The sequence below is a fragment of the Neisseria sp. 23W00296 genome (assembly GCF_044772855.1).
GTDB lineage: Bacteria > Pseudomonadota > Gammaproteobacteria > Burkholderiales > Neisseriaceae > Neisseria.
Window position 1 is genome coordinate 496,566 of record NZ_CP173024.1, and the last position, 21,402, is coordinate 517,967.

Here is a 21,402-nt window from a genome sequence, read left to right on the forward strand (position 1 = left end):
GCGCAACAGCCGCGTTGCGTTTCGTTTTTGTTTCTTTCGCAACAAAGTGCGACATTCAGCGGTAGCCGACCGTGACGGGGTCGCGTTCGGCAGGTTCGAACCAAATGTCGCGGTAGGCGGCGTAGACGGTGAGATAGCCGAGGATGTTGAGGGCGAGCAGCAGGGCGCTCAATACATAGGAAGCAACACCTTCGCGCAGGCCGGGAAGGGTGAGTATTACGATATAGAAGAACGCGAAACAGACGCCGCACAAGGCCAGCGGCAGGATGTTTTTCACGGCGGCCTTGGCGCTCAGCAGGATGGCGGCAAACGGGGTTTCGCTTTGCAGGAACACCAAAACGGGGGCGAAACCGAGCAGCAGCTGCCACGACAGATACCAGAAAACCAGCAGCAGGACGAGGGAAACCGGCAGGGTGGCGATGCCCTCCGTATTGCCGAGCCAGCCCAGTGCGTTGGCCGCGCCGTACAGCAGCAGAGCCCAAGCGACGGCAGACAGGAACATCAGAACAAACAGCAGCACGAACTCGAATATCTTGCTATCGAAGATGGCAAACAGATGGCCGATGCGCGGCGGCGTTTCTTCGTATTCCTGAAACGAAGCGGCAGACATGATGCCGCCCGCCTTAAAAAGTACGAACATGCCGTACACTGCCGCCCCTATCATGCCCGAGTAGGTCATGATGCCTTTGCAGATTTCTTCTGCGACGAACAGCACGAGGGCAATCAGCATCCATGCCGCCCAATATTCGCGAAACAGCAAAAACGCTTCGTGTATCCAGCCGATGCCGCGCCCGATGCTGCGTGCGGCGGGTTGGTCGAGCAGGCGTTCGTCTTCTTCGCCGGCGGTGTCTCCGTTGTCTGTAAAAACGTCCTGCATGGTTTTCTCCTTATTGTCGGCCGTTGGCATTTTTCTGTCCGGTCAAACAGATACAGACGGATACTAACATAATTTTACTCTGTTTCCGTATCTTTACATACAGCGGTGTTTGGAGGCCGTCTGAAAGGCAAAGGCCGTCTGAAAACCTTTTTTGGGCTTTCAGACGGCCTTTGGCCTGATTGCGGCCGGACGGGTCAGGCTTCGACGGGGATGATGCCGATTTTGGCCTGCCACTGTTTCGGGGCGACGGCGTGGACGGATTGTCCCTGCGAGTCGACGGCGACGGTGACGGGCATGTCTTTCACTTCAAATTCGTAAATCGCTTCCATGCCCAAATCGGCAAAGGCGACGACTTTGGCTTCTTTGATGGCTTTGGCAACGAGGTAGGCCGAGCCGCCGACGGCCATCAGGTACACCGCACGGTTGTCGGCGATGGCCTGACAGGCGGCCGCGCCGCGTTCGGATTTGCCGATCATGCCCAAGAGGCCGGTTTGTTCGAGCATCTGGCGGGTGAATTTGTCCATGCGGGTGGCGGTGGTGGGGCCGGCGGGGCCGACGACTTCGTCGCGCACGGGGTCGACGGGGCCGACGTAGTAGATGAGTTTGCCGTTCAAGTCTACGGGCAGGGTTTCGCCGCGGTCGAGCATTTCGGTCATGCGTTTGTGGGCGGCGTCGCGGCCTGTGTAGATTTTGCCGTTCAGCAGCAGCACGTCGCCCATTTTCCAGGTGGCGACTTCTTCTTTGGTCAATTCGTTTACATTGACGCGGCGGCCGTTTTTCGGGTTGTAGGTGATGTCGGGCCAGTCTTCGATGGTGGGCGGGGTGAGGACGGCGGGGCCGCTGCCGTCGAGTTCGAACTCAATGTGGCGGGTGGCGGCGCAGTTGGGAATCATGGCGACGGGTTTGGAAGCGGCGTGGGTGGGGTAGTCGAGAATTTTGACGTCGAGCACGGTGGTGAGGCCGCCCAAGCCCTGTGCGCCGATGCCCAGCGCGTTCACCTTTTCAAAAAGTTCCAAACGCAGGGCTTCGACGGTGGAGAGTTCGGCGCCCGCGGCGGCTTTTTCCTGCAATTCGTGGATGTCGATGTGGCTCATCAGCGATTCTTTGGCCATCAGGGCGGCTTTTTCCGGCGTGCCGCCGATGCCGATGCCGAGGATGCCGGGCGGACACCAGCCGGCACCCATTTCGGGCACGGTTTTCAGCACCCAGTCGACAATGGAGTCGGAGGGGTTGAGCATGACGGTTTTGGCTTTGTTTTCCGAGCCGCCGCCTTTGGCCGCGCAGGTGATTTCAACTTTGTCGCCGGCGACGATTTCCATGTGGACGACGGCGGGGGTGTTGTCTTTGGTGTTGCTGCGTTTGCCGGCGGGGTCGGCCAGCACGGAGGCGCGCAGCTTGTTGTCGGGGTTGGTGTAGGCGCGGCGCACGCCTTCGTTCACCATCTCCTGCACGCTCATGTCGGCCTCCCAGCGCACGTTCATGCCGACTTTGAGAAAGACGGTGGCGATGCCCGTGTCCTGGCAGATGGGGCGGTGGCCTTCGGCGCACATACGGCTGTTGACGAGGATTTGCGTCATGGCGTCTTTGGCGGCGGGGTTTTCTTCCTTCTCCCACGCTTTGCCTAGGGCTTTGATGTAGTCGACGGGGTGGTAGTAGCTAATGAATTGGAAGGCGTCGGCAATACTGCGGATGAAGTCTTCCTGTTTGATTACGGTCATGGGTGTTCCTTTATATTTGAAAGATGTTTTTGTTATTGCCTGCCGCGGCCTTTTCAGACGGCCTGAAACAGGCTTGCGGCAGGCGCCGCAGGATAGCATAAAGGCCGTCTGAAAGCACAGAAAGGCGCTTTCAGACGATCTGCCTTTACCTGATTGCAGTTTGGGCGCAGAATAAACGCGAATGTTCATTAATTAAGGCCGTCAACCAAAAGGAGAAAACCCATGCAGTTCAACCGACGCGAATTTTTGAAAATCACCGCCGCGCTGGCGGCCGCCGGCGCATCGCCCGCGCTCTTGGCCGCAGCCAAAGAGCAGTTTACCGTTTACGGCGCACCCGCGCTGCCGAGCATGATTATCGCCGTGGCTGCCTTGCAGGGGCAGCTGGCCAAACAGGCTGATGTGTCGCTGAAAATCTGGCGCTCGCCCGACCAGCTTCGCGCGGGTGTGGCAAGCGGCCAGTTTAAAGTGATGATGAGTCCGAGCAACGTGGGCGTAAACCTGCGCAACCAAGGCCGCAAAGTCGGCATGGTCAACATCCTCACCAACGGCATCACGCAGCTTGTCTGCAAAAACAAGGCCGTTGCCTCGCCGCAGGAGTTGGTGGGCAAAAAAATCCTCGTGCCGTTTAAAAACGATATGCCCGACATCGTGTTACAAGCCCTGTTGAAAAAACTCAAAATCGACGCGGCCAAAGTCGGCATTACCTACGCCGCCACGCCCGCCGAAGCCGTCGGCCTGTTTTTAGGCAAAGATTTCCACGCCGCCATCCTGCCCGAGCCGATGGCATCCGCGTGTATCCTGCGCGGCAAAACCATGGGCGCAAACATCGTGCGCGGCTTTGATTTGGTGAAAGCCTGGGGGCAGGCGTTTGACACCAAAGCCCTGATTCCGATGGCGGGCATCATCGCCGATGAAGCTTATTTCCACGCGCACAAAGCGCAATTCGACACCTTCCACCAAGACCTGAAAAACGCGCTCGCGTGGATAAACGGCCACCGCGCCGAAGCCGCCAAAATCGGCAAAAACTACCTGCCCGCGCCCGAACCGGCCTTAGTGTCGGGCATAGACGGCGCAAGGCTCACCGTAACCAAACCCTCTGAAATCAAAACCGAAATCCTGCATTTTTACGAAATCCTGATGCAGTTCAATCCGAAGCTCTTGGGCGGAAAAATGCCCGACAGCGGCTTCTTCCTCGCCTGAGCAACACTATAAAAGGCCGTCTGAAAACCTGTTTTTCGGTTTTCAGACGGCCTTTTTATGCGGAAAAACGTGCGGCGCTTACTGGTCGACAAACGCACGCTCAATCAGGAAGTCGCCGCGCACGCCGACTTTGGGCGATTCGACAAGACCGAAATCGTTGAGCACCTGGCGCGTGTCTTTGAGCATGGCGGGGCTGCCGCAGAGCATGGCGCGGTCGTCTTCTTTGTTGATGGGGGGCAGGCCGATGTCTGCAAAGAGTTTGCCCGAGCGCATCAGGTCGGTGAGGCGGCCGTGGTGTTTGTAGTCTTCGCGCGAGACGATGGGGTAGTAAATCAGTTTGTCGCGCACGAGTTCGCCCAGGTATTCGTCGTTAGGCAGCTCTTGGGTGAAGCGCTCGTAATAGGCCAGGTCTTTTTGGTAGCGCACGCCGTGGACGAGGATGACTTTTTCAAACATTTCGTAGATGTCGGGGTCTTTGGTGACGGCCAAAAACGGCGCGATGCCGGTACCGGTGGACAAAAGATACAGGTGTTTGCCGGGATTGAGGTCGCCCGCCACCAGCGTGCCGGTGGGCTTTTTGCTGATGAGCACGTCGTCGCCGACTTTGAGGTGTTGCAGGCGGCTGGTGAGCGGGCCGTCCTGTACTTTGATGCTGAAAAATTCGAGGTGTTCTTCGTAGTTGGCGGAAGCGACGCTGTAGGCGCGCATCAGGGGTTTGCCGTCGACCATCAGGCCGACCATGACGAACTGGCCGTTTTCAAAACGCAGGCTTTCGTCGCGGGTGCAGGTGAAGGTGAAGTAGGCGTCTGTCCAGTGGTGGACGGAGAGGACTTTTTCTGTGTTGAATGCTGCCATTGGGGTTTCCTGTGTCGTATGGGTAAAAGGGTCGGAGGCCGTCTGAAAAGGGTAATTTTGTTGAAGCTCTGCTTTCAGACGGCCTGATCTTTAAGATTCGGCCGTGCCGGAAGACGTTTTGCGTTTGCGCGGACGGCGGCGGCGTTTTTTGCGCGGCTCGCCCTCTTGGGCGGGGGCGGCAGTCATGGCGGCGCGCTCTTCTTCGTCTGCGTGCTGGAAGCTTGTCCACCAGTCGGCCGTTTCCTGCGGCGCATAGCCGAGTTTGGTGCGCAAAACGAGGAAATCGTAGGCGGCGCGGAAACGCGGCTGGGCGAGCAGGCGGTGCGGACGGGTGCCGCGGCGGTGGTCGAACTGGGGTTGGAGTATCCAGATTTCGCGCATGGTGGCGGAGAATTTCTGCGGCACGCCCCAGCCTTTTTCCATGGTTTCGCGCAGGTCGGACACGGCGCCGGTGAGGGCGGGGGCGGCTTTTTCGCCCAATTCCATGCGTTTTTGCCAGAGGCTGTTGAGCCTGTCCCACATCAGGGCGGCGAGGACGAAGCCGACGGAAACGGATTTGTCGGCGCGGACGCGCTCGTCGGTGTTTTTTAGCGAGGCGGCGACCATGTTGGGACGGTTGTCGCGGGCGGCTTCCTGCAATGCGTCGAGCAGCGGATGGACGGCGGTATCGATGCCGAGGGTATGGAATTGGGCGAGGCAGCGGCGGGCGTGGCCGGAGAAGAGCAGCTTCATGATTTCGTCGAACAGGCGGGCGACGGGTTCTTCTTTCAGACGGCCTGCGTATTTGGGAATCGGCGCGGCGGTGCGCTCTTCGACGGTGAAACCGAGTTTGCCCGCCAGCCGCACGGCACGCAGCACGCGCACGGGGTCTTCCTGATAGCGTTCGGCCGGATCGCCTATCATCACGAGGCGGCGGGCTTTGACGTCGGACACGCCGTTGTGGAAATCGTGGATTTCGCGTTTGACCGGGTCGAAGTAGAGGGCGTTGCAGGTGAAATCGCGCCGGCCGGCGTCTTCGGCCAGCGTGCCGTAGGTGTTGTCCTTCATGATGCGGCCGTGTTCGTTCTGCACCGCGCCGCCGCTGCCGCGGAAGGTGGTGACTTCGATGGTTTCCGGGCCGATTTGGACGTGGACGATGCGGAAGCGGCGGCCGATGATGCGGCTGCGGCGGAAGAGGGCGCGCACTTCTTCGGGCGTGGCGTTGGTGGCGACGTCGAAGTCTTTCGGTTCGGCGCCGATCAGCAGGTCGCGCACCGCGCCGCCGACGATATAGGCTTCGTAGCCTGCCTGTTGCAGGCGGGAAACGGTTTTTTCGGCGGCCAGGCTGATGTCGCCCGCGCTCAGGCCGTGTTCGGAATGGGAAATGGTTTGTTTGGCGCTTGCGGCGGCAGGTTTGCCCGCCATTTTGCGCCAGAGTTTTTTCAGCATGCGTGTTTCCAAAATCGCGCCGTCCGAAACGCGGTTTCGTGAAAAACCTTTGCCCAATCTTGTGTGCGCCACAATGCTCGGCAAAGGTTTCAGACGGCCTCGGTTTAACTGTGTCAAAAAATGGCGCGCATTATACCCGCCGCGGCGCGGGAAGTGGAACAAAAGGCCGTCTGAAACACGGTTTTAACTTTGCTTTCAGACGGCCTTTACGCGGCGTAAAATAAAGCATCCCAACCCGAAAAAGGAGAGCAGCATGAATATGAAACAAACGGCGGCGCTGGTGTTGGCGGCGGCCGCGCTGACCGCCCATGCCGGCGGCAGAACAGAGACCGAGTGGAAGCAGATGGAGACGGCAGTACGCCTGTCGGCGGAAAACACCAAGCGTTATCAGGATACTTACAGCGACATTTATTTCGACTTGGGCAGCCTGACTGCGGCCGAATTCGAGCGGCGCGTGGCGGCGGGTGACACGGTATACGCCTACATCGGCCGCCCGAGCTGCGGCGACTGCAACGCCTTCGAGCCGCTGTTCAAACGCTACATTGCGCAACGCAGACTCGACGGCAAAATCTGGTTTGTCAACGTCCACCGCCTGCATCAGGACAAGGAAAAATGGCAGGCGTTCAAACAGCGCTACGGCCTGTCGGGCACGCCCGTGCTGGCGAAATACGCCGGCGGCAGGCAGCAGAACAAGCTGGATTTTGAGGACAACGGCGGCATCCGCGCCAAGGATTTGGAGCGTTGGCTGGATGCCAACGGGCTGTAAACGGGCTTTTCAGACGGCCTCTTTATTTTTGCCAAAGGCCGTCTGAAAATGTTTTACCGCTGTTTGGCAGGAAAGGAGCAATAGCAACATGGCACATTCATGGTTTTACTGGGCTTTGGCTTCGGCCTTTTTCGCCGCGCTGACGGCAATTTTCGCCAAAGCGGGCTTGCAGGGCATCGATTCCGATTTCGCCACCTTTATCCGCACGCTGGTGATTATCGCCGCGCTGGCGGCCTTTCTCAGCTACGCGGGAAAATGGCAGGGCGTGGGTGCGTTCACAGCGAAAAACTGGACGTTTCTCGTGTTGTCGGGCTTGGCAACGGGCGCGTCATGGCTGGCCTATTTCAAGGCTTTGCAGATGGGCGAGGCGTCGAAAGTGGCACCGGTCGACAAATTCAGCATTGTTTTGGTCGCGCTCTTTGCCGTCGTGTTCCTGAAAGAGCGGCCGTCGTCGCAGGAATGGCTGGGCATCGCCATGATTGCGGGCGGCGTGCTGACGCTGGTTTTGAAGAGATAGGCCGTCTGAAATATAAAAAGGCCGTCTGAAAACCCGATTCGGGGTTTTCAGACGGCCTTTTGACATCGTTGCAGCGGGATTAGGCCTGTTCCAAGCCAAAGGTTTTGTGCAGCACGCGGGTAGCCAGTTCCATGTATTTCTCGTCGATCAGCACGGAAACTTTGATTTCGGAGGTGGAAATCATCTGGATGTTGATGCCTTCTTCGGCCAGGGCGCGGAACATCTGCGCCGCCACACCCGCGTGCGAGCGCATGCCGACGCCGACGATGGAGACTTTGCACACGGTGTCGTCTCCGTTTACTTCGGCTGCGCCGAGATCGGATTTGAGGCCGTTCATCAGGTCGAGCGTCGGTTTGTAGTCGCCGCGCGGCACGGTGAAGGAGAAGTCGGTGGTGCCCTGAGCGCCGACGTTTTGGATGATCATGTCCACTTCTATGTTGGCGTCGGCGATGCTGCCGAGTATCTGGTAGGCGATGCCGGGTTTGTCGGAGACGCCGCGCACGTTGATGCGGGCTTGGTTTTTGTCGAATGCGATGCCTTTTACAACCGCTTTTTCCATGTTTTCGTCCTCTTCAAAGGTAATCAGGGTGCCTTCGCCGCCGTCTTCCAGGCTGCTCAATACGCGCAGGCGCACTTTGTATTTGCCGGCAAATTCCACCGAGCGGATTTGCAGAACTTTCGAGCCGAGGCTGGCCAACTCGAGCATTTCTTCAAAGGAGATGGTGCTCATGCGGCGGGCTTCGGGCACGACGCGCGGGTCGGTGGTGTAGACGCCGTCGACGTCGGTGTAAATCTGGCACTCGTCGGCTTCCAGCGCGGCGGCCAGGGCGACGGCGGAGGTGTCCGAGCCGCCGCGGCCGAGGGTGGAAATGTCGCCGCCTGCGGTCACGCCTTGGAAACCGGCAACGATAACGACGCGGCCTTCTTTCAGGTCGGCGCGCATTTTGCCGTCGTCGATATGGTCGATGCGGGCTTTGGTGTGCGCGTCGTCGGTTTGCACGGCGACCTGCCAGCCGGTGTAGCTTTTGGCGGGCACGCCGATATCTTTCAAGGCCATAGCCAGCAGGCCGATGGTGACCTGCTCGCCGGTGGCGAGGACGACGTCCAGCTCGCGCGGGTCGGGGAATTCCTGCATTTCGTGCGCCAGTGCCACCAAGCGGTTGGTTTCGCCGCTCATCGCGGACACCACCACGACCACGTCATGACCTTCGGCGCGGGCTTTGGCGACACGTTTGGCAACGTTTTTGATACGTTCGGGCGAACCGACCGAGGTGCCGCCGTATTTTTGTACGATAAGTGCCATTTTCGTGCTTTCTTGTGTGGAGAATCGAAAAAGGCGGTATTATTGCCATTTTTCGCCGTGCCGACAAGGCGTTTGGCAGGCTTTCAGACGGCCTTTCGCGCCCGTTTCACCCGTCTGCCAAATCCCGACACAGCCGCACCGCTTCATCCAGCCGCTCCACGCCGTAAATCTGCAGATTCGGAAACTCTTTGGCGTTGCGCGGCAGGTTGGCTTTGGGGACGATGGCGCGTTTGAAGCCGAGTTTTTCCGCTTCTTTGAGCCGCTCCTGCCCGCGGGCGACGGGGCGCACTTCGCCGCTGAGACCAATCTCGCCGAAGGCGACCATTTTCTCGGGCAGGGCTTTGTTGCGGAAGCTCGATACCATCGCCAGTATCACCGCCAAGTCGGAAGCCGGTTCGCCGATTTTCACGCCGCCGACGGCGTTGAGAAACACGTCTTGGTCGAAGCAGGCGATGCCGGCGTGGCGGTTGAGCACCGCCAAGAGCATGGACAGGCGGTTTTGTTCCAGCCCTACTGTTAAACGTTTGGGCGTGAAGCCGTGCGCGTCGTCCACCAGCGCTTGGATTTCCACCAACAGCGGGCGGCTGCCTTCTTGTGTTACCAGCACGCACGAGCCTGCCACGTCGTCGCGCCAGCTTGCCAGAAAAATCGCCGACGGGTTGGACACGCCTTTCAAGCCCTGCTCGGTCATGGCGAACACGCCCAATTCGTTCGCCGCGCCGAAGCGGTTTTTAATCGCGCGGATCATGCGGTAGTTGGAATGCTGGTCGCCTTCAAAATACAAAACCGTGTCCACCATGTGTTCCAGCACGCGCGGGCCGGCGATTGCGCCGTCTTTGGTAACGTGTCCCACGAATATCATGGCGATGCCCATTTGCTTGGCGATGCGGGTGAACTGCGCCGCGCATTCGCGCACTTGCGACACGCTGCCGGGGGCGGATGTGATTTGGTCGGAATACATGGTTTGAATAGAATCGATGACCACCAGCTTGGGCTGATGCTGCTTTAAGGCAGCCTGAACCGCCTCTAAGCGGATTTCTGCCAGCAGATGGATGCCCTCGCTTTGCACGCCCAACCGCTGCGCGCGCAGGGCGACTTGCTGCGCCGATTCCTCGCCCGACACATACAGCACCTTGCGGCTCTGCGCCATTTTGGCGACGGTTTGCAGCAGCAGCGTGGATTTGCCGATGCCCGGGTCGCCGCCGAGCAAAATCACCGCGCCGTCCACCAAGCCGCCGCCGAGCACGCGGTCTAGCTCGCCCATGCCTGTGGGCTGGCGCGGCACTTCCACCGCGCTCACTTGCGACAAATCCACCACTTGCGCACTGTCTGCCGCCCACGATTGGAAACGCGCGTTTTTCGGCTCGGGCGCGGCGACGCTTTCCTGCAAGGTGTTCCACTCGCCGCAATGCGGGCATTTGCCCTGCCATTTGACGGCGGTGCCGCCGCATTCGGAGCATTGGTAGATGGTTTTGGGGGCTTTTGCCATGGGGAATTCCTTGCGTGTGGGGTGGGGGTTCAGGCTGCTTTTGGGGCGGGCGGATAGGCAGCCCGAAAGCGGGATTGGGATGGTTTCAGACGGCCTTCCCGTTCGAGGCCGTCTGAAAAGGCCGTCTGAAAGGAGAAACGTTTTTTCAGACGGCCTGAATCTCCCGAAGCTGCCCGGGCGCCTGCAAACGGGCGCGGGCATTATGCGGTTTTCGCTTCGGAATGCAAGATGCGCGGCTGCCTTGCCGATTTCGTAAAGACACGTTAAATTATGCCGTATTCCGCAAACCCGAAGGAGAAACCATGCAACTTCACCGCCGCCGATTCCTGCAAACGGGCGCAGCCCTTGCCGCTGCGTTTGCCCTGCCGCTGCCCTTATCTGCCGCCGCGCAGCCTTTGCCGCTGCCCTTGCCGGAGCATCTGAAAAACAATCCGCTCTTAACATTCGGCCGCCTGCCCGACTTTGCCGCCGTCAAGCCCGAACACATTAATCCTGCGGCGGATTTTCTGCTGAAAAAACACCGCGAGGCGGTGGAAACGTTGAGCCGCCAGCCCGACATCACTTGGGAAAACTTTTATCTGCCGCTGGAAGACATTACCGCCAAGCTGGAATACGCCTGGGGCATCGCCGAGCATCTGGTGAGCATGGACGGTTCAGACGGCCTGCGCCGCGCGTTTGAAACGGCCGAGGCGAAAAACAGCGAATATTGGGCGTGGTACGGCCAAAACACGCAGCTTTACCGCGCGTTTGAAAAGCTGAAAAACGGCGCGGCCTTTGCCGGTTATACGCAGGCGCAAAAAGCGGCGGTGGAACTGGCTTTGCGCGATTTCAAGCTCTCGGGCGTGGCTCTGCCTGCGGCGAAGAAAAAGCAGTTTGCCGCCATCAGCCGCCGCTTGGTCGAATTGCGTACCAAATTTGACAACAATGTGGTTGATGCGGTGAAGCATTGGGAAAAACTCGTTGCCGACAAGGCCGATTTGGACGGCCTTACCGAAAACGCGCTGGCCGCCGCCGCCGAATCGGCCAAAAGCAAGGGCAAAAAGGGCTACCGTTTTACGCTGGATTACCCTTCGTACTCCGCCATCATGACCTACTGCCGCAACCGCCAGCTGCGCGCCGAACTCTACCGCGCCTATGCCAACCGCGCCGCGCTGCGCGGCAAATGGGACAACACGCCCGTTATCGAAGAAATTTTGAAGCTACGCCTGCAACAGGCCAAGCTCTTGGGCTACCGCAATTACGCCGAATACGCGCTGCAAACGCGCATGGCCGAAAGCCCGCAGCAGGTTTTGGGTTTTCTCAACGATTTGAAAACGCGCAGCAGGGCGCAATGGTTTAAAGAAACCGAAGAGCTGCAGGAATACGCCCGCGCTTCAGACGGCCTCGACAAGCTCGAAGTGTGGGACACCGCCTATTACGCCGAAAAACAAAAAACCGAACGCTATGCCGTGGATAAAGAAAGCCTGCGGCCGTATTTCCCGCTGGAAAAAGTCTTGTCCGGCCTGTTTGCCGTGGCCAACCGCCTTTACGGCATCAGCGTGCGCGAGAAAAAAGATGTGTCGGTGTGGCATCCCGACGTGCGCTTTTTTGAAATTTACGACGAGGCCGGCCGCCACGCCGCATCGTTTTACACCGACATTTTCGCCCGCGAAGGCAAACGCGGCGGCGCGTGGCAAAAAGGCTGGCTCAGCCGCTGCCGCCTTTCCGACGGCACCGAGCAAAAACCTGTGTCGTTTATCGTGTGCAACTTCGGCAAATCGGCCGACGGCAACAACCTGCTTTTGCACGACGAAGCCGTAACCCTGTTTCACGAATTCGGCCACGGCCTGCACCAAATGCTCACCCAAATCAACGTCGCCGCCGTATCCGGCATCAACGGCGTACCGTGGGACGCGGTGGAATTTCCCAGCCAGATGCTGGAAAACTGGGTATGGAACAAAGAAGTATTGCCGCTGGCTTCCGCACTACCAAACCGGCGAGCCGCTGCCGCCCAAGCTCATCGACGGCCTGATTGCCGCCAAACGCTACCTTGCCGCCCGCCAGCTCAACCGCCAGATCGAATTTGCCCTCAGCGATTTCCGCCTGTACCACGAATATCGCGGCCAAGCGGGCTTGGCGGACAAAATCCGCCGCGAGCTGCAACAAGGCTCGCCGCTGCCCGAACCCGACTGGGTACACCGCGCCCAATCGTTCGGCCACATCTTCAGCGGCGGCTACGCGGCAGGCTACTACAGCTACCTGTGGGCGGAAGTATTGGCCGCCGACGGCTACGCCTATTTTGAAGAACACGGCGTACTCAGCCGCAAAGCGGGTCAGCATTTCCTCGACACCTTCCTCGGCCGGGGCGGCTCGCGCAAAGTCGCCGATATGTACCGCGCCTTCCGCGGCCGCAACCCCGACACCGCCGCACTCTTGAAATCCTACGGCATCAAATAGGCCGTCTGAACGCGCCGCGTGCCGGCGTTTCGCATATGTGTGTTGACAGCAAAAGGCCGTCTGAAACCGAAATTTGGTTTCAGACGGCCTTTTGGGTTTCAGACTGATTGAAGGCCGTTTCCGCCTGCGCGGGAATGACGTTTCTGAAACTTATCAAGCAACAGAGTTCCCTCTCCCGCTCGTACCCCTTCGGGGCATAAACGGGGGAGGGTTAGGGTGGGGGCTGCGCCGCTGCGGAAAATTTTGCGGGCGGCGGAAAATGCAGTTCTGCGAACTGCCACCCCCTCCCCAACCCTCCCCCGCGCGGGCGCAGGAGAGGGGGTAAGGTGCGTGGTGGGATTTTCGGTTTCAGAAATGTTATCCCCGCGCGATTCATGCGGAGATGGTCTGAAAATGTCGGATACAAGTATCCGACCTACGGCCGAACCGAGATTCGGCTTTCAGACGGCCTTTCTGCCTTACCGTTTACGCGGCGGGGAAGCGTTCGAGCAGGCGCAGTACGGTGCGGGTGAGCAGCAGGTGCAGCCAGGCGGCCAGCATCAGGGCGGGGTAAAAGAGCAGCAGGCCGTGCGGGTGGAGGGTTTCGGGTAGGGGAATCATCAGCACGGCGGCAATCACGGCGGTTTCGAGAATCAGACCGTATTGCCTGTTCATGGCGGTGCGCAGGGTGTAGGCGGGTATCAGCAGCAGCCACAACACGCCCGCCGCTATGGCGGCAAAGGGGCGCAGCGGTATGGAGGCCGTCTGAAAACGGGCAGCGCGGCCGATAAAGGCGGCGATGCGCTCGAAACGCGCCCTGCGGTCGAAAAACAGAAACAGGTTGGCGTTGAACCACAGCAAAACGGCGGCCAAAGCGTCGAGCCGCATATTTTCGGGCAGAGCCTGCGCTATCCATTCGACGGTGGGGGCGAGGCTGAGCAGGGCGGCCGTCCAGTTCCAGTTCCATGTGCTGTCGGTCTGTTTGTCGCCGAAGCAGTGGGGAAAGTAGTAGAAGGCACTCGCGGCGAAGCAGCAGAAGGTAATCAGGCCGTTGTATTCGCCGTCGGGCGCGATGTGCGCCACTACGGACGGCAGGGCGGGCAGGGTGATGAGGAACAGGGGCACGGCTTTGGGGTGGTATTTGATGCGCGGCCATGTGGTTTGCAGCCAGTTTGCCAGCCAAGGAATATTGGCGGGCAGGCCGACTAAGAGGCTGTAGCCGACAATGGAAAGCGCGGTGAAGAAAGCGCCGGCGAACAGCCCGACAAGGATGCCCCACGGCAAGGATTGGCCGCCTTCGCTCGGCGAAAACCAAACGCCCGCGGTGATGCAGGCGGAAAGGATGATGATGAGCCAGGCGCCGCGCCATTCGCTGCCCCATTCAAACAGCCGGTAGAGGGAGGGATGGAAGGCGGCGGTTTCGTCGCGTTCGGCAGGATCGGTTTCGCGGCTGACTTCCGGCCAGACTGCCATCACGGCGCAGGCAGCGGCCAGGCTGCGCCAAAAACCGGGGCTGCGGCCGAGGAAGCGGGCGAAGGCGCGGGTGTAGGGCATGATGCGGGGCGGGTTGCCGAGGCCGTCTGAAAGGGTTTCTTGGGCAGACGGATCGTCCGCACTTGTTATGCCTATGCCTGCCAAAAGGGCGGCGGTGCGGCGGTAGGCGGCGAGCCGTTCGGATTCCGTGGGCGAGAGGATTTGGTTGCGGAAGTCTTCGTGCCAGCGGAAATAGTCCGCCCACTGCGTCCACAGCAGCGGATGGGTGATGCGCCTGCGGCGCAGGAAGTCGGCGAAATGCGGCGAAACTTCGTCGGCGCCGCCCAAAGGCAGCTCGTCGAGCATGGCGCGGATTTGCGGCCACGCCTGCACCAGCGCGGCGCTGCCGTCCTTGTCGTTGCATTCTTGCAGGAAAGCGAAGATGTGATCGGCTTCGAGGCTGTCTGAAAAGCCGAGACCGTCTGAAAAACCGTCTGCGCCGTATTCTGTGTCTGCGCCGTCTTCTTCCGTTTCGGCGAAGCGGCGCGGCACGTCGGCATCGGGTATGGGTGTGCCGTAGTGTTCCTGCCAAAGCAGCAGCAGGCGGCGCGACAGGCGCTGCGGGTGTGGCCAGCAGGAGAGGAAGGCGGTGACGGTGTCGTAGTCTTCGTAATGGTTTTTTTCGAGTTCGCGGGCAAGCTGCGGCCACGCTGCCAGCAGGCCGCCGCTGCCTTCCTGCCAATAGGTGCGGCAGATGCGGCGGATCAGGCCGGCGGCGTGCACGGACACGGCTTCCGGCCACGATGGGGAGAGGAAGGCGGCGGCGGGGAAGTCCTGCGCTTCGAGCCGCCGCCAGTGTTCGAGTTCCGCCGCTTCGCCTGCGTCCAAAAGATGGCGGTAGAACGGGGCGAACCAGTTGAAGCTGTCGGCGAAAAGCAGCCACAGCTGCGGGCTGTCGAGGCCGCGTTCGCGCAAAAAGGCGGCAAGGCCGTCTGAAACGGCGTCGATTGCCTCGGGCGGTATCTCGTGCAGCAGGGTTTCGATGCGCGTGCGCTGTTGCAGTAGGGCGGCGCTGCCGCCTTCTGCCGCGAACTTGTCGAGCAGGGCGAAGAGGCGTTCGGACGGATCGGCGGGAACGGTTTCGGCATCGGTACTGGCGGCCAGCAGGCGCGTTTCTTCCGTGGAAAACAGGTTGGGGAAGCTGTTGGCCGTCCAGCCGAAATATTTTGCCCAACGCTGCCAGACCAGCGGCGCGGTGACGCGGTCGTGCAGGAAGGCGGCGCATTGGCGGGAGAGCCTGTCGGCCGAGCCGAGCGGGAAGCGGTTGAACAGGTCGCGCGTTTTCGGCCAGCATTCCGTCAGTTTTTTGTCGCCGCCTTCTGCAAACCAATTTTCCAACTGCACGGCCAGCTGTGCCGAAAGTTCCGCTTCGCTTTCGCGGCTGCGCGGCGGTGGGGCGGGGGTTTGCAGGGTGTCTTGGCGGTAGGCGGCGAGGTTTTCCAGCTCTTCTTCGCTGAGACTGTTGCCCGACAGGAAGGAGCGGTTGTAGTCGCCCCAGCCGAAATATTCCGCCCACGAGAGCCAAAGGTGCGGGTTGCGGATTTGCCGCCGCCGCAGCCATTGCAGGCAGTGGTAGGCAAGGTAGCCCGTGTCTTCGAGGGGGAAGGCGGCGAATGCCGTTTCGATTTCGTCCAGATGTTCGAGTACGGGGCGGATGCCGTCGCTGTCGTACCAGCGGTCTATCTGGCTGAACAGGGCGCGCACGCTTTCCTGTGCGTCCACGCCCGCTTCGGGCTCGGCTTCGACAATAAACAGTCCGGCAAAAAAGTCGTCTTCTTGGTTTTCAGACGGCCTCTCCTGATATTCCTGACCGGCGGACAGGCCGTAGTCTTTCTGCCAGCGTTGCCGCAGTTTTTTCGGCAGGCCGCTGGGCTGTTGCAGCCATCCGGCCAAGTAGCCGAGCACTTCGCCGCGCTCGTATTCGTCAAGCGCGGTGATACGGCGGGCAATCGGCGGCCACAGTTTGAGCAGGCCGCGTCCGCCCGCTTGGTGGTGAATGTTTTGGATGTGGCGGATGATGCGGTCGGCGTTTTCAGACGGCATCGCCGTGTCGTCGGCTTCGCCAAGGCCGTCTGAAAACGCTTGTCCGTCTGCGCGGCCTGTTTCGGCTTCGCTGTCTTCGTTGTCAAACGACCAGTCGTCGTCTTCATCATCGGTTGCCAGATAGGGCGCGATGGCCAGCGCTTCGTCGAAGGCTTCGCGTAGGGTTTGATAGGCGGCCGCGTCGTCGTCGGGACGGGTGGTTTTTAAAAGTTTGGCGTAGGCGCGGCGGATGGCGCGCGTATCGTTGGTCGGCTCGATGTGGAGGATTTGCCAGCAGGACATAACAGGCTTTCGGTGGGAGGCCGTCTGAAAACAGCATTTTTGGTTTCAGACGGCCTTTTGGTGCAGACAGAGATTGCTTTCAGACGGCCTTACAGCAGCCAGCCGCCGTCGTAGTGGGTAAGGAAATCGCCGAACTCTTTTTGCGCGCGGCGGATGGCGGCGGGGTCTTGGCTCTCTAATACGCGCTCGAATTGGGCGAGGGCGTGGCCGATGGTTTGGCGCTGGTCGCCGAGGTATTCTTCGTAGAGGCGTTTGGCTTTTTCCAAGAGATAGACGTTTTCCTGCTGCTCGCGCGGATGCACTTTGAGCGCGGCGAGTTTGGCCAGCGAGGCTTGGATTTCGGTTTCGCTGAGGTTGGCGCTGTTGTGGCGGAAAGTTTGGTTGGCGCGGATGTCGAACTCGTCGTTGCTGATGTCCACGTCGAGCAGGCCGTTGATGTCGTAGCTGAAACGCACGTCGGCATACACTTCGCCGGCGGGGCGCGGCGGGACTTTGATTTCCATCGTGCCCAGATGCAGGTTTTCGCGGGCAACGGCCGATTCGCCCTGGAACACTTCAAATGCCAGCGCGGTTTGTTGGTCAAAGGCGGTCACGTAGCGTTCGACGCGCGATACCGGCACCGGCATATTGCGCTCGATAATCGGCGAAAAGCGGCCTTCGATGCGGCCGCCGTTTTCCAGCGGAATGCCGGTTTCCACGCCCAGCGAGAAGGGCATCACATCGGTGAGCACCACTTCTTCCACGCTCTCGTCGCGGGCAATCAGGGCAGCCTGAACCGCCGCGCCGCGGGCGATGGCTTCGTCGGGATTGACCGATACGTTGGCAATGCGGCGGAACAGTTGGGCAATGCTCTGGCGGATCAGCGGCATACGGGTGGCGCCGCCGACCAGAATAATGCTGTCGATTTGATCGGGGCGCAGCTTGGCATCGCGCAGGGCGCGTTCGAGCGGGCGGCGCAATCGCGCCATCAGCGGCTTGGCGGCTTCGTGGAACTCGTTACGCGTGATGGTTGCCGACACCATGCGGCCGTTGATATTCACGGCGATTTCGGCCTGCATCTCGTCGCCGAGTTTGCGCTTGGCGGTTTCCAACGCCTGCCACAATTCGCTGCTGTCAGTAAGTTTGGCGCGTTCGCCGTCGCTCAAGTCTTTGCACTGGCGCAAAAAACAGTGGCGCAGCACCTGCACGAAATCTTCGCCGCCCAGATGGTTGTCGCCCGCGCTGGCGGACACCTGCACCACGCCGTCGAAATAATCGAGCACGGATACGTCAAACGTGCCGCCGCCCAAGTCGTAAATCAGAAAACGGGTGTCGTCCGGCCGCTCCTGCAGGCCGTAGGCCAGGCCGGCGGCGGTGGGTTCGTTTAACAGGCGCAGCGCGTTCAGCCCCGCCATTTGCGCCGCGTTGCGCGTGGCCTGGCGCTGGATGGCGTTGAAATAGGCGGGCACGGTAATCACAACGTCGGTAACGGCCTCACCCAAAAAGGCTTCGGCGTCTTCTTTAAGCTGCTTCAGCACCAGCGCCGACAGCTCTTCGGCGCGGAAGTTTTTGCCGCCGATACGGAAGGTTTTGTCCGTGCCCATAAAGCGTTTGAAGGCCGAGGCGGTGGACTGCGGCGCGGTACGCAGCCGCTCGCGGGCGGCGAGGCCGACCAGAATATTGCCCGCGTCGTCGGCGCTGACGACGGAGGGTGTGAGAAAGTGGCCGAGGCGGTTGGGAATCAGGCGGGTTTCGCCGTCGAGAAATTGGGCAACCAGGCTGTTGGTGGTGCCCAGGTCGATGCCGATTTGCGGTGTCATGGCGGTTTGGTTAAATGTTTGTGAAGAAAAGGCGCGTATTGTAAAACAAGGCCGTCTGAAAACAGAATTTTTGTTTTCAGACGGCCTTTTTGTCACAAACGGAAATGACGGCATCAGCCTGAAAGCCCGCCGGTGTTTTCAGACGGCCTCTGCCGCTTGGGCGATGTGGTAGAGAACGGCGGCGGTCAGCCCCCAGATGTCGTAGTGAAGATAGGGCAGGGCGGGAACGGAGACGGCGGGGTCTTGCGGCAGGGGGCGGAAGCGGTAGTTGGCGGGGTTGAGGGCGGTGGCGAGCGGCAGCAGGAAGATTTCCGCCACTTCGTCGGGACTGGCGCGCCATGTGCCGCCGGTGTGCAGGGCGGGAACGGGGCGGACGGCGTAGCCTGCGGGGGTGTAGAAGGGGGCGAGCGGCGGGAAGGTTTGCCAGCTCTCGGGCGGGGTGTGGATTTCTTCGGCGGCTTCGCGCAGGGCGGTGGCGGTGTGGCTGCCGCCGTCCTGCGGGTCTTGGCGGCCGCCGGGAAAGGCAATCTGGCCGCCGTGGTGGCGCAGGCTGTCGGTGCGGCGGGTGAGCAAAAGCTGTGCGCCCGCCGCGTCGGGAACGATGCCGACGAGTACGGCGGCTTCTTTAAACGGGGCGCAGTGCCGCGCCATGCTGAAATTGCGGGCGTTTAAGGTGGCGCAGGGGGCGCGGCGGTGGAGGGTGGAGAGAAAGGCGGGGAGGTTGGCGGGGGTCATGGCGGCGGGCGGGTAAAGGTACGGATGCTACGGTTTCGCGGACGCTTTTTCAACGGCAGGATCTGCGGCGGGGGCGCTTTCAGACGGCCTTTGCGTTATAATCCGCGCCGTTTTAGGCCGCTGTTGCGGCCTGTATTTTTGTTTTGAGGCCGTCTGAAAAGAAGCGTGTTGCGCTGTAAACGGGTTTTAATTTTGTTGAAGCTCCGCTTTCGGAAACGTCATTCCCGCGTAGGCGGGAGCGGCCTTTTGCGAGGTGTTTTGCATGGATGTCGGTAAAGGCGCGCTGCCGCAGAGGCTGGCGGCGTTTTCCCTTTTGGCGCTGATTGCGCTGTGTCTGGCCTGGGAGCTGTGGTTTGCGCCGCTGCGGCCGGGCGGTTCGTGGCTGGCTTTGAAGGCGCTGCCGCTGTGCCTGCCGCTGGCGGGGGTGTTGAAGGGGCGGGTGTATACTTTTCAGTGGTCGTGCATGATGATTCTGCTGTATTTCGCCGAGGCGGTGATGCGGCTGTTTGACGTGTCGGCGGCCAGCCGCTGGTGCGCGGCGGCGGCGGTGTTGCTGAGCTCGTTGTATTTTGTGTCCTGCCTGTGGTTTGTGCGGCAGGTGCGGGGAGGCGGCGATGCGCGTTGAACGGCAAAACGATCCGTGGGGCTTCGCGCTGCTTTTGGCGGCGTTTTCCCTGATTGCGGTTGTGCCTTTCCTGTCGATTTGGCGGGTGGGGCCGCAGCCGGGTTTTTATTTGGAAAGCGGCTCGCTGCTGTTTGCGCTGCTGTTGGTGCTGCTGACCTTTGCTCTCGGCCGTCTGAACGTGCTGCCGCCGCGCGGCACGGTGTTTTTTCTGATGCTGGCGCTGTTTTGGCATGTGCACGCGCGGGTGGTGGGCGCGGATTATTTCGGGCTGTCGGACATGGCGGTATGGACGTTTGTCGTGCTGGCGGCGGCCTCGTGGGCGTGCCGCGGCTGGGTGCTGTCGCTGGGGCAGGAGAAGGCGGTGGCGGCGCTGGCTTGGGCGCTGGCCGTCGGCGGCTGTTTGCAGGCGGCGGTGGCGCTGATGCAGTATTTGGGCTGGACGGCGCATTTCACGGGTTATCTGGCGCGGGGTTCGGCGTCGAATATCACGGGGCAGCTCGGCCAGCGCAACCATTTGGGACATTATCTGATGTGGGGGCTGCTGTCGGTGTCGTACCTGTGGGCGCAGCGGCGTCTTGCGGCGGTTGTGGCGTTGCCGGCGGTGTTGTTTCTCACGGGGACGATGGGCTTGGTGAATTCGCGCACCATGCTGCTTTATGTGCTGGCGGCGGGGGCGCTGGCGGCGCTGTGGCGGCTGCGGCAGGGCAGGGCGGGCAACCGTCTGTTTCTGACGATGCTGTTTTCGCTGGCGATGCTGGTGGCCGTGCAGCTGTCGCTCAATACGGTGCTGGGTTGGCTGGGCGCGGGGCAGGTGGAAACGGCCTTGCAGCGCGTGGAAAGCAGCTCGTTTGCCATGTCGGCGCGCGATTTGGAATGGCGCGATGCCTGGCGCGTGTTCCTTTCCGCGCCCGTGTGGGGGCACGGTTGGGACAGCTTTTCATTGCAGGGCTTTCTGGCCGCCGAGTTTCCCGACGGCTACAGCCCCAACGGCATCAGCGTGCTGTTTACCCATTCGCACAATATCGTCTTGCAACTTCTGGCCGAGATGGGGCTGGCGGGCACGCTTTTGGTGTTCGGCGGCGCGTTGTGGACGGTGTGGCCGTATTTCAAACGGCCTGCCGCCGATGCCGCGCTGCTGCCTTTGGCGCTGATGGCGGTGAGCCTGTGCCACAGCATGCTGGAATATCCGCTGTGGTATGTCTATTTTCTGACGCCGTTTGCCCTGATGATGTCGCTCGCGCCGACCCGGCGGCCGCCTTTTCAGACGGCCTTCGGTCTGGTTGCCATGCTGCCTGCCGCTGCTGCCGTCGTGATTGCTGCCGGCATCGTCAAACTCGGTTTCACCTATGCCGACCTTGTGTATTTCGACAAACGCGGCAAAGACGACAGCCCGATGGAAACCTACCGCAAAATCGACGGCCTGCGCGCCATCGCCGCGAAAGAGCCGCTCTTGGCCTATTACGCCGAACTCTCGCTCACCCGCCGCGCCTCGCCGTCGGACAACGTGGTCAAACCGTGGGCGGAAGCCGCCGCCAACCGCGCCCTGCGCCACCGCCCCTACGCCACCGCCGTCCAATACGGCCTCTACCAATACCGCGCGGGCAACCGCTACACCGCCGAACAGTGGCTCAACCGGCTCTACCGCTACTATCCGACTTCGATGAAACAGTATGCCGCGCAAATCCACCGCTCGCCCCACTTTGCCGCGCTCTATCCCGACCTCTACCGCGCGTGCAACGAATACCAAAAGCTCAAACCGCGCACCGAAAGCTGCCCGCAGCCGTGAGTGCAGGCCGTCTGAAAAGGCAAAAGGCCGT

At 60.8% G+C, this 21,402-nt stretch carries 14 protein-coding genes and 1 pseudogene; 6 read left to right on the forward strand and 9 right to left on the reverse strand.

The genetic code is table 11. The features are described from left to right. Nucleotides 1-55: 55 nt before the first annotated feature. Complete coding sequence (locus ACG2K1_RS02660) at nt 56-877, reverse strand: hypothetical protein (protein WP_157058157.1); 822 nt, start codon at nt 875-877, stop codon at nt 56-58. A 194-nt stretch (nt 878-1,071) separates the two neighbouring features. Then, nucleotides 1,072-2,595 (reverse strand): fumarate hydratase, encoded by a 1,524-nt coding sequence (locus ACG2K1_RS02665; RefSeq protein ID WP_009427360.1) that lies wholly within the window; start codon nt 2,593-2,595, stop codon nt 1,072-1,074. A 222-nt stretch (nt 2,596-2,817) separates the two neighbouring features. On the opposite strand from ACG2K1_RS02665, the gene ACG2K1_RS02670 reads away from it, so the two are divergent. Beyond that, complete coding sequence (locus ACG2K1_RS02670) at nt 2,818-3,795, forward strand: ABC transporter substrate-binding protein (RefSeq protein ID WP_395428150.1); 978 nt, start codon at nt 2,818-2,820, stop codon at nt 3,793-3,795. 78 nt (nt 3,796-3,873) lie between these two features. Here ACG2K1_RS02670 and ACG2K1_RS02675 read toward each other — a convergent pair whose 3' ends face one another. Further along, the gene (locus ACG2K1_RS02675) at nt 3,874-4,650 is read right to left on the reverse strand and encodes a ferredoxin--NADP reductase (protein ID WP_009427358.1); all 777 of its coding nucleotides are present in this window, start codon (nt 4,648-4,650) and stop codon (nt 3,874-3,876) included. Nucleotides 4,651-4,740: 90 nt separating this feature from the next. Next, nucleotides 4,741-6,078: a polynucleotide adenylyltransferase PcnB gene (pcnB, locus tag ACG2K1_RS02680; protein WP_395428148.1), complete on the reverse strand. Its 1,338-nt coding sequence runs from the start codon at nt 6,076-6,078 to the stop codon at nt 4,741-4,743. Nucleotides 6,079-6,331: 253 nt separating this feature from the next. On the opposite strand from pcnB, the gene ACG2K1_RS02685 reads away from it, so the two are divergent. Both ACG2K1_RS02685 and ACG2K1_RS02690 read left to right on the forward strand, forming a co-directional pair. Then, nucleotides 6,332-6,844, forward strand: coding sequence for a thioredoxin family protein (locus ACG2K1_RS02685; RefSeq protein ID WP_395428146.1), 513 nt, complete (start codon nt 6,332-6,334; stop codon nt 6,842-6,844). Between the two features lie 88 nt (nt 6,845-6,932). Then, on the forward strand, nt 6,933-7,361 hold the full coding sequence (locus ACG2K1_RS02690) for an EamA family transporter (protein ID WP_395428144.1): 429 nt from the start codon (nt 6,933-6,935) through the stop codon (nt 7,359-7,361). Nucleotides 7,362-7,440: 79 nt separating this feature from the next. On the opposite strand, the gene ACG2K1_RS02695 is transcribed toward ACG2K1_RS02690, so the two are convergent. Together ACG2K1_RS02695 and radA are read right to left on the reverse strand one after the other, a co-directional pair. Next, complete coding sequence (locus ACG2K1_RS02695) at nt 7,441-8,664, reverse strand: aspartate kinase (RefSeq protein ID WP_009427353.1); 1,224 nt, start codon at nt 8,662-8,664, stop codon at nt 7,441-7,443. 106 nt (nt 8,665-8,770) lie between these two features. Next, the gene (radA, locus tag ACG2K1_RS02700) at nt 8,771-10,153 is read right to left on the reverse strand and encodes a DNA repair protein RadA (RefSeq protein ID WP_395428142.1); all 1,383 of its coding nucleotides are present in this window, start codon (nt 10,151-10,153) and stop codon (nt 8,771-8,773) included. A gap of 302 nt (nt 10,154-10,455) precedes the next feature. Between radA and ACG2K1_RS02705 the strand changes: the two are divergent. After that, nucleotides 10,456-12,589: pseudogene (locus ACG2K1_RS02705) on the forward strand (M3 family metallopeptidase). A gap of 465 nt (nt 12,590-13,054) precedes the next feature. On the opposite strand, the gene ACG2K1_RS02710 reads toward ACG2K1_RS02705, so the two are convergent. The 3 genes from ACG2K1_RS02710 to ACG2K1_RS02720 form a co-directional block, all read right to left on the reverse strand. Further along, nucleotides 13,055-16,426 (reverse strand): hypothetical protein, encoded by a 3,372-nt coding sequence (locus ACG2K1_RS02710; RefSeq protein WP_395428140.1) that lies wholly within the window; start codon nt 16,424-16,426, stop codon nt 13,055-13,057. 89 nt (nt 16,427-16,515) lie between these two features. Next, nucleotides 16,516-18,225 carry a molecular chaperone HscC gene (locus ACG2K1_RS02715; protein ID WP_395428138.1) on the reverse strand — a complete coding sequence of 570 codons (1,710 nt, stop codon included), beginning with the start codon at nt 18,223-18,225 and terminating at the stop codon, nt 16,516-16,518. A 138-nt stretch (nt 18,226-18,363) separates the two neighbouring features. After that, nucleotides 18,364-18,960: an NUDIX hydrolase gene (locus ACG2K1_RS02720; protein ID WP_395428137.1), complete on the reverse strand. Its 597-nt coding sequence runs from the start codon at nt 18,958-18,960 to the stop codon at nt 18,364-18,366. Nucleotides 18,961-19,222: 262 nt separating this feature from the next. Here ACG2K1_RS02720 and ACG2K1_RS02725 point away from each other — a divergent pair, with 262 nt between their 5' ends. Together ACG2K1_RS02725 and ACG2K1_RS02730 are read left to right on the forward strand one after the other, a co-directional pair. Next, nucleotides 19,223-19,585, forward strand: a complete 363-nt coding sequence (locus ACG2K1_RS02725; RefSeq protein ID WP_395428135.1) for a DUF2069 domain-containing protein — start codon at nt 19,223-19,225, stop codon at nt 19,583-19,585. Further along, nucleotides 19,575-21,371, forward strand: a complete 1,797-nt coding sequence (locus tag ACG2K1_RS02730; RefSeq protein WP_395428133.1) for a Wzy polymerase domain-containing protein — start codon at nt 19,575-19,577, stop codon at nt 21,369-21,371. The genes ACG2K1_RS02725 and ACG2K1_RS02730 overlap by 11 nt, the downstream gene beginning before the upstream one ends. The last annotated feature ends 31 nt before the right edge of the window (nt 21,372-21,402 follow it).

Bases quoted from the DNA above. Each gene is read 5' to 3' on its own strand.
- ACG2K1_RS02660 (WP_157058157.1), bottom strand. From the start codon at position 877: ATGCAGGACGTTTTTACAGACAACGGAGACACCGCCGGCGAAGAAGAC.
- ACG2K1_RS02665 (WP_009427360.1), bottom strand. From the start codon at position 2,595: ATGACCGTAATCAAACAGGAAGACTTCATCCGCAGTATTGCCGACGCC.
- ACG2K1_RS02670 (WP_395428150.1), top strand. From the start codon at position 2,818: ATGCAGTTCAACCGACGCGAATTTTTGAAAATCACCGCCGCGCTGGCG.
- ACG2K1_RS02675 (WP_009427358.1), bottom strand. From the start codon at position 4,650: ATGGCAGCATTCAACACAGAAAAAGTCCTCTCCGTCCACCACTGGACA.
- pcnB (WP_395428148.1), bottom strand. From the start codon at position 6,078: ATGCTGAAAAAACTCTGGCGCAAAATGGCGGGCAAACCTGCCGCCGCA.
- ACG2K1_RS02685 (WP_395428146.1), top strand. From the start codon at position 6,332: ATGAATATGAAACAAACGGCGGCGCTGGTGTTGGCGGCGGCCGCGCTG.
- ACG2K1_RS02690 (WP_395428144.1), top strand. From the start codon at position 6,933: ATGGCACATTCATGGTTTTACTGGGCTTTGGCTTCGGCCTTTTTCGCC.
- ACG2K1_RS02695 (WP_009427353.1), bottom strand. From the start codon at position 8,664: ATGGCACTTATCGTACAAAAATACGGCGGCACCTCGGTCGGTTCGCCC.
- radA (WP_395428142.1), bottom strand. From the start codon at position 10,153: ATGGCAAAAGCCCCCAAAACCATCTACCAATGCTCCGAATGCGGCGGC.
- ACG2K1_RS02710 (WP_395428140.1), bottom strand. From the start codon at position 16,426: ATGTCCTGCTGGCAAATCCTCCACATCGAGCCGACCAACGATACGCGC.
- ACG2K1_RS02715 (WP_395428138.1), bottom strand. From the start codon at position 18,225: ATGACACCGCAAATCGGCATCGACCTGGGCACCACCAACAGCCTGGTT.
- ACG2K1_RS02720 (WP_395428137.1), bottom strand. From the start codon at position 18,960: ATGACCCCCGCCAACCTCCCCGCCTTTCTCTCCACCCTCCACCGCCGC.
- ACG2K1_RS02725 (WP_395428135.1), top strand. From the start codon at position 19,223: ATGGATGTCGGTAAAGGCGCGCTGCCGCAGAGGCTGGCGGCGTTTTCC.
- ACG2K1_RS02730 (WP_395428133.1), top strand. From the start codon at position 19,575: ATGCGCGTTGAACGGCAAAACGATCCGTGGGGCTTCGCGCTGCTTTTG.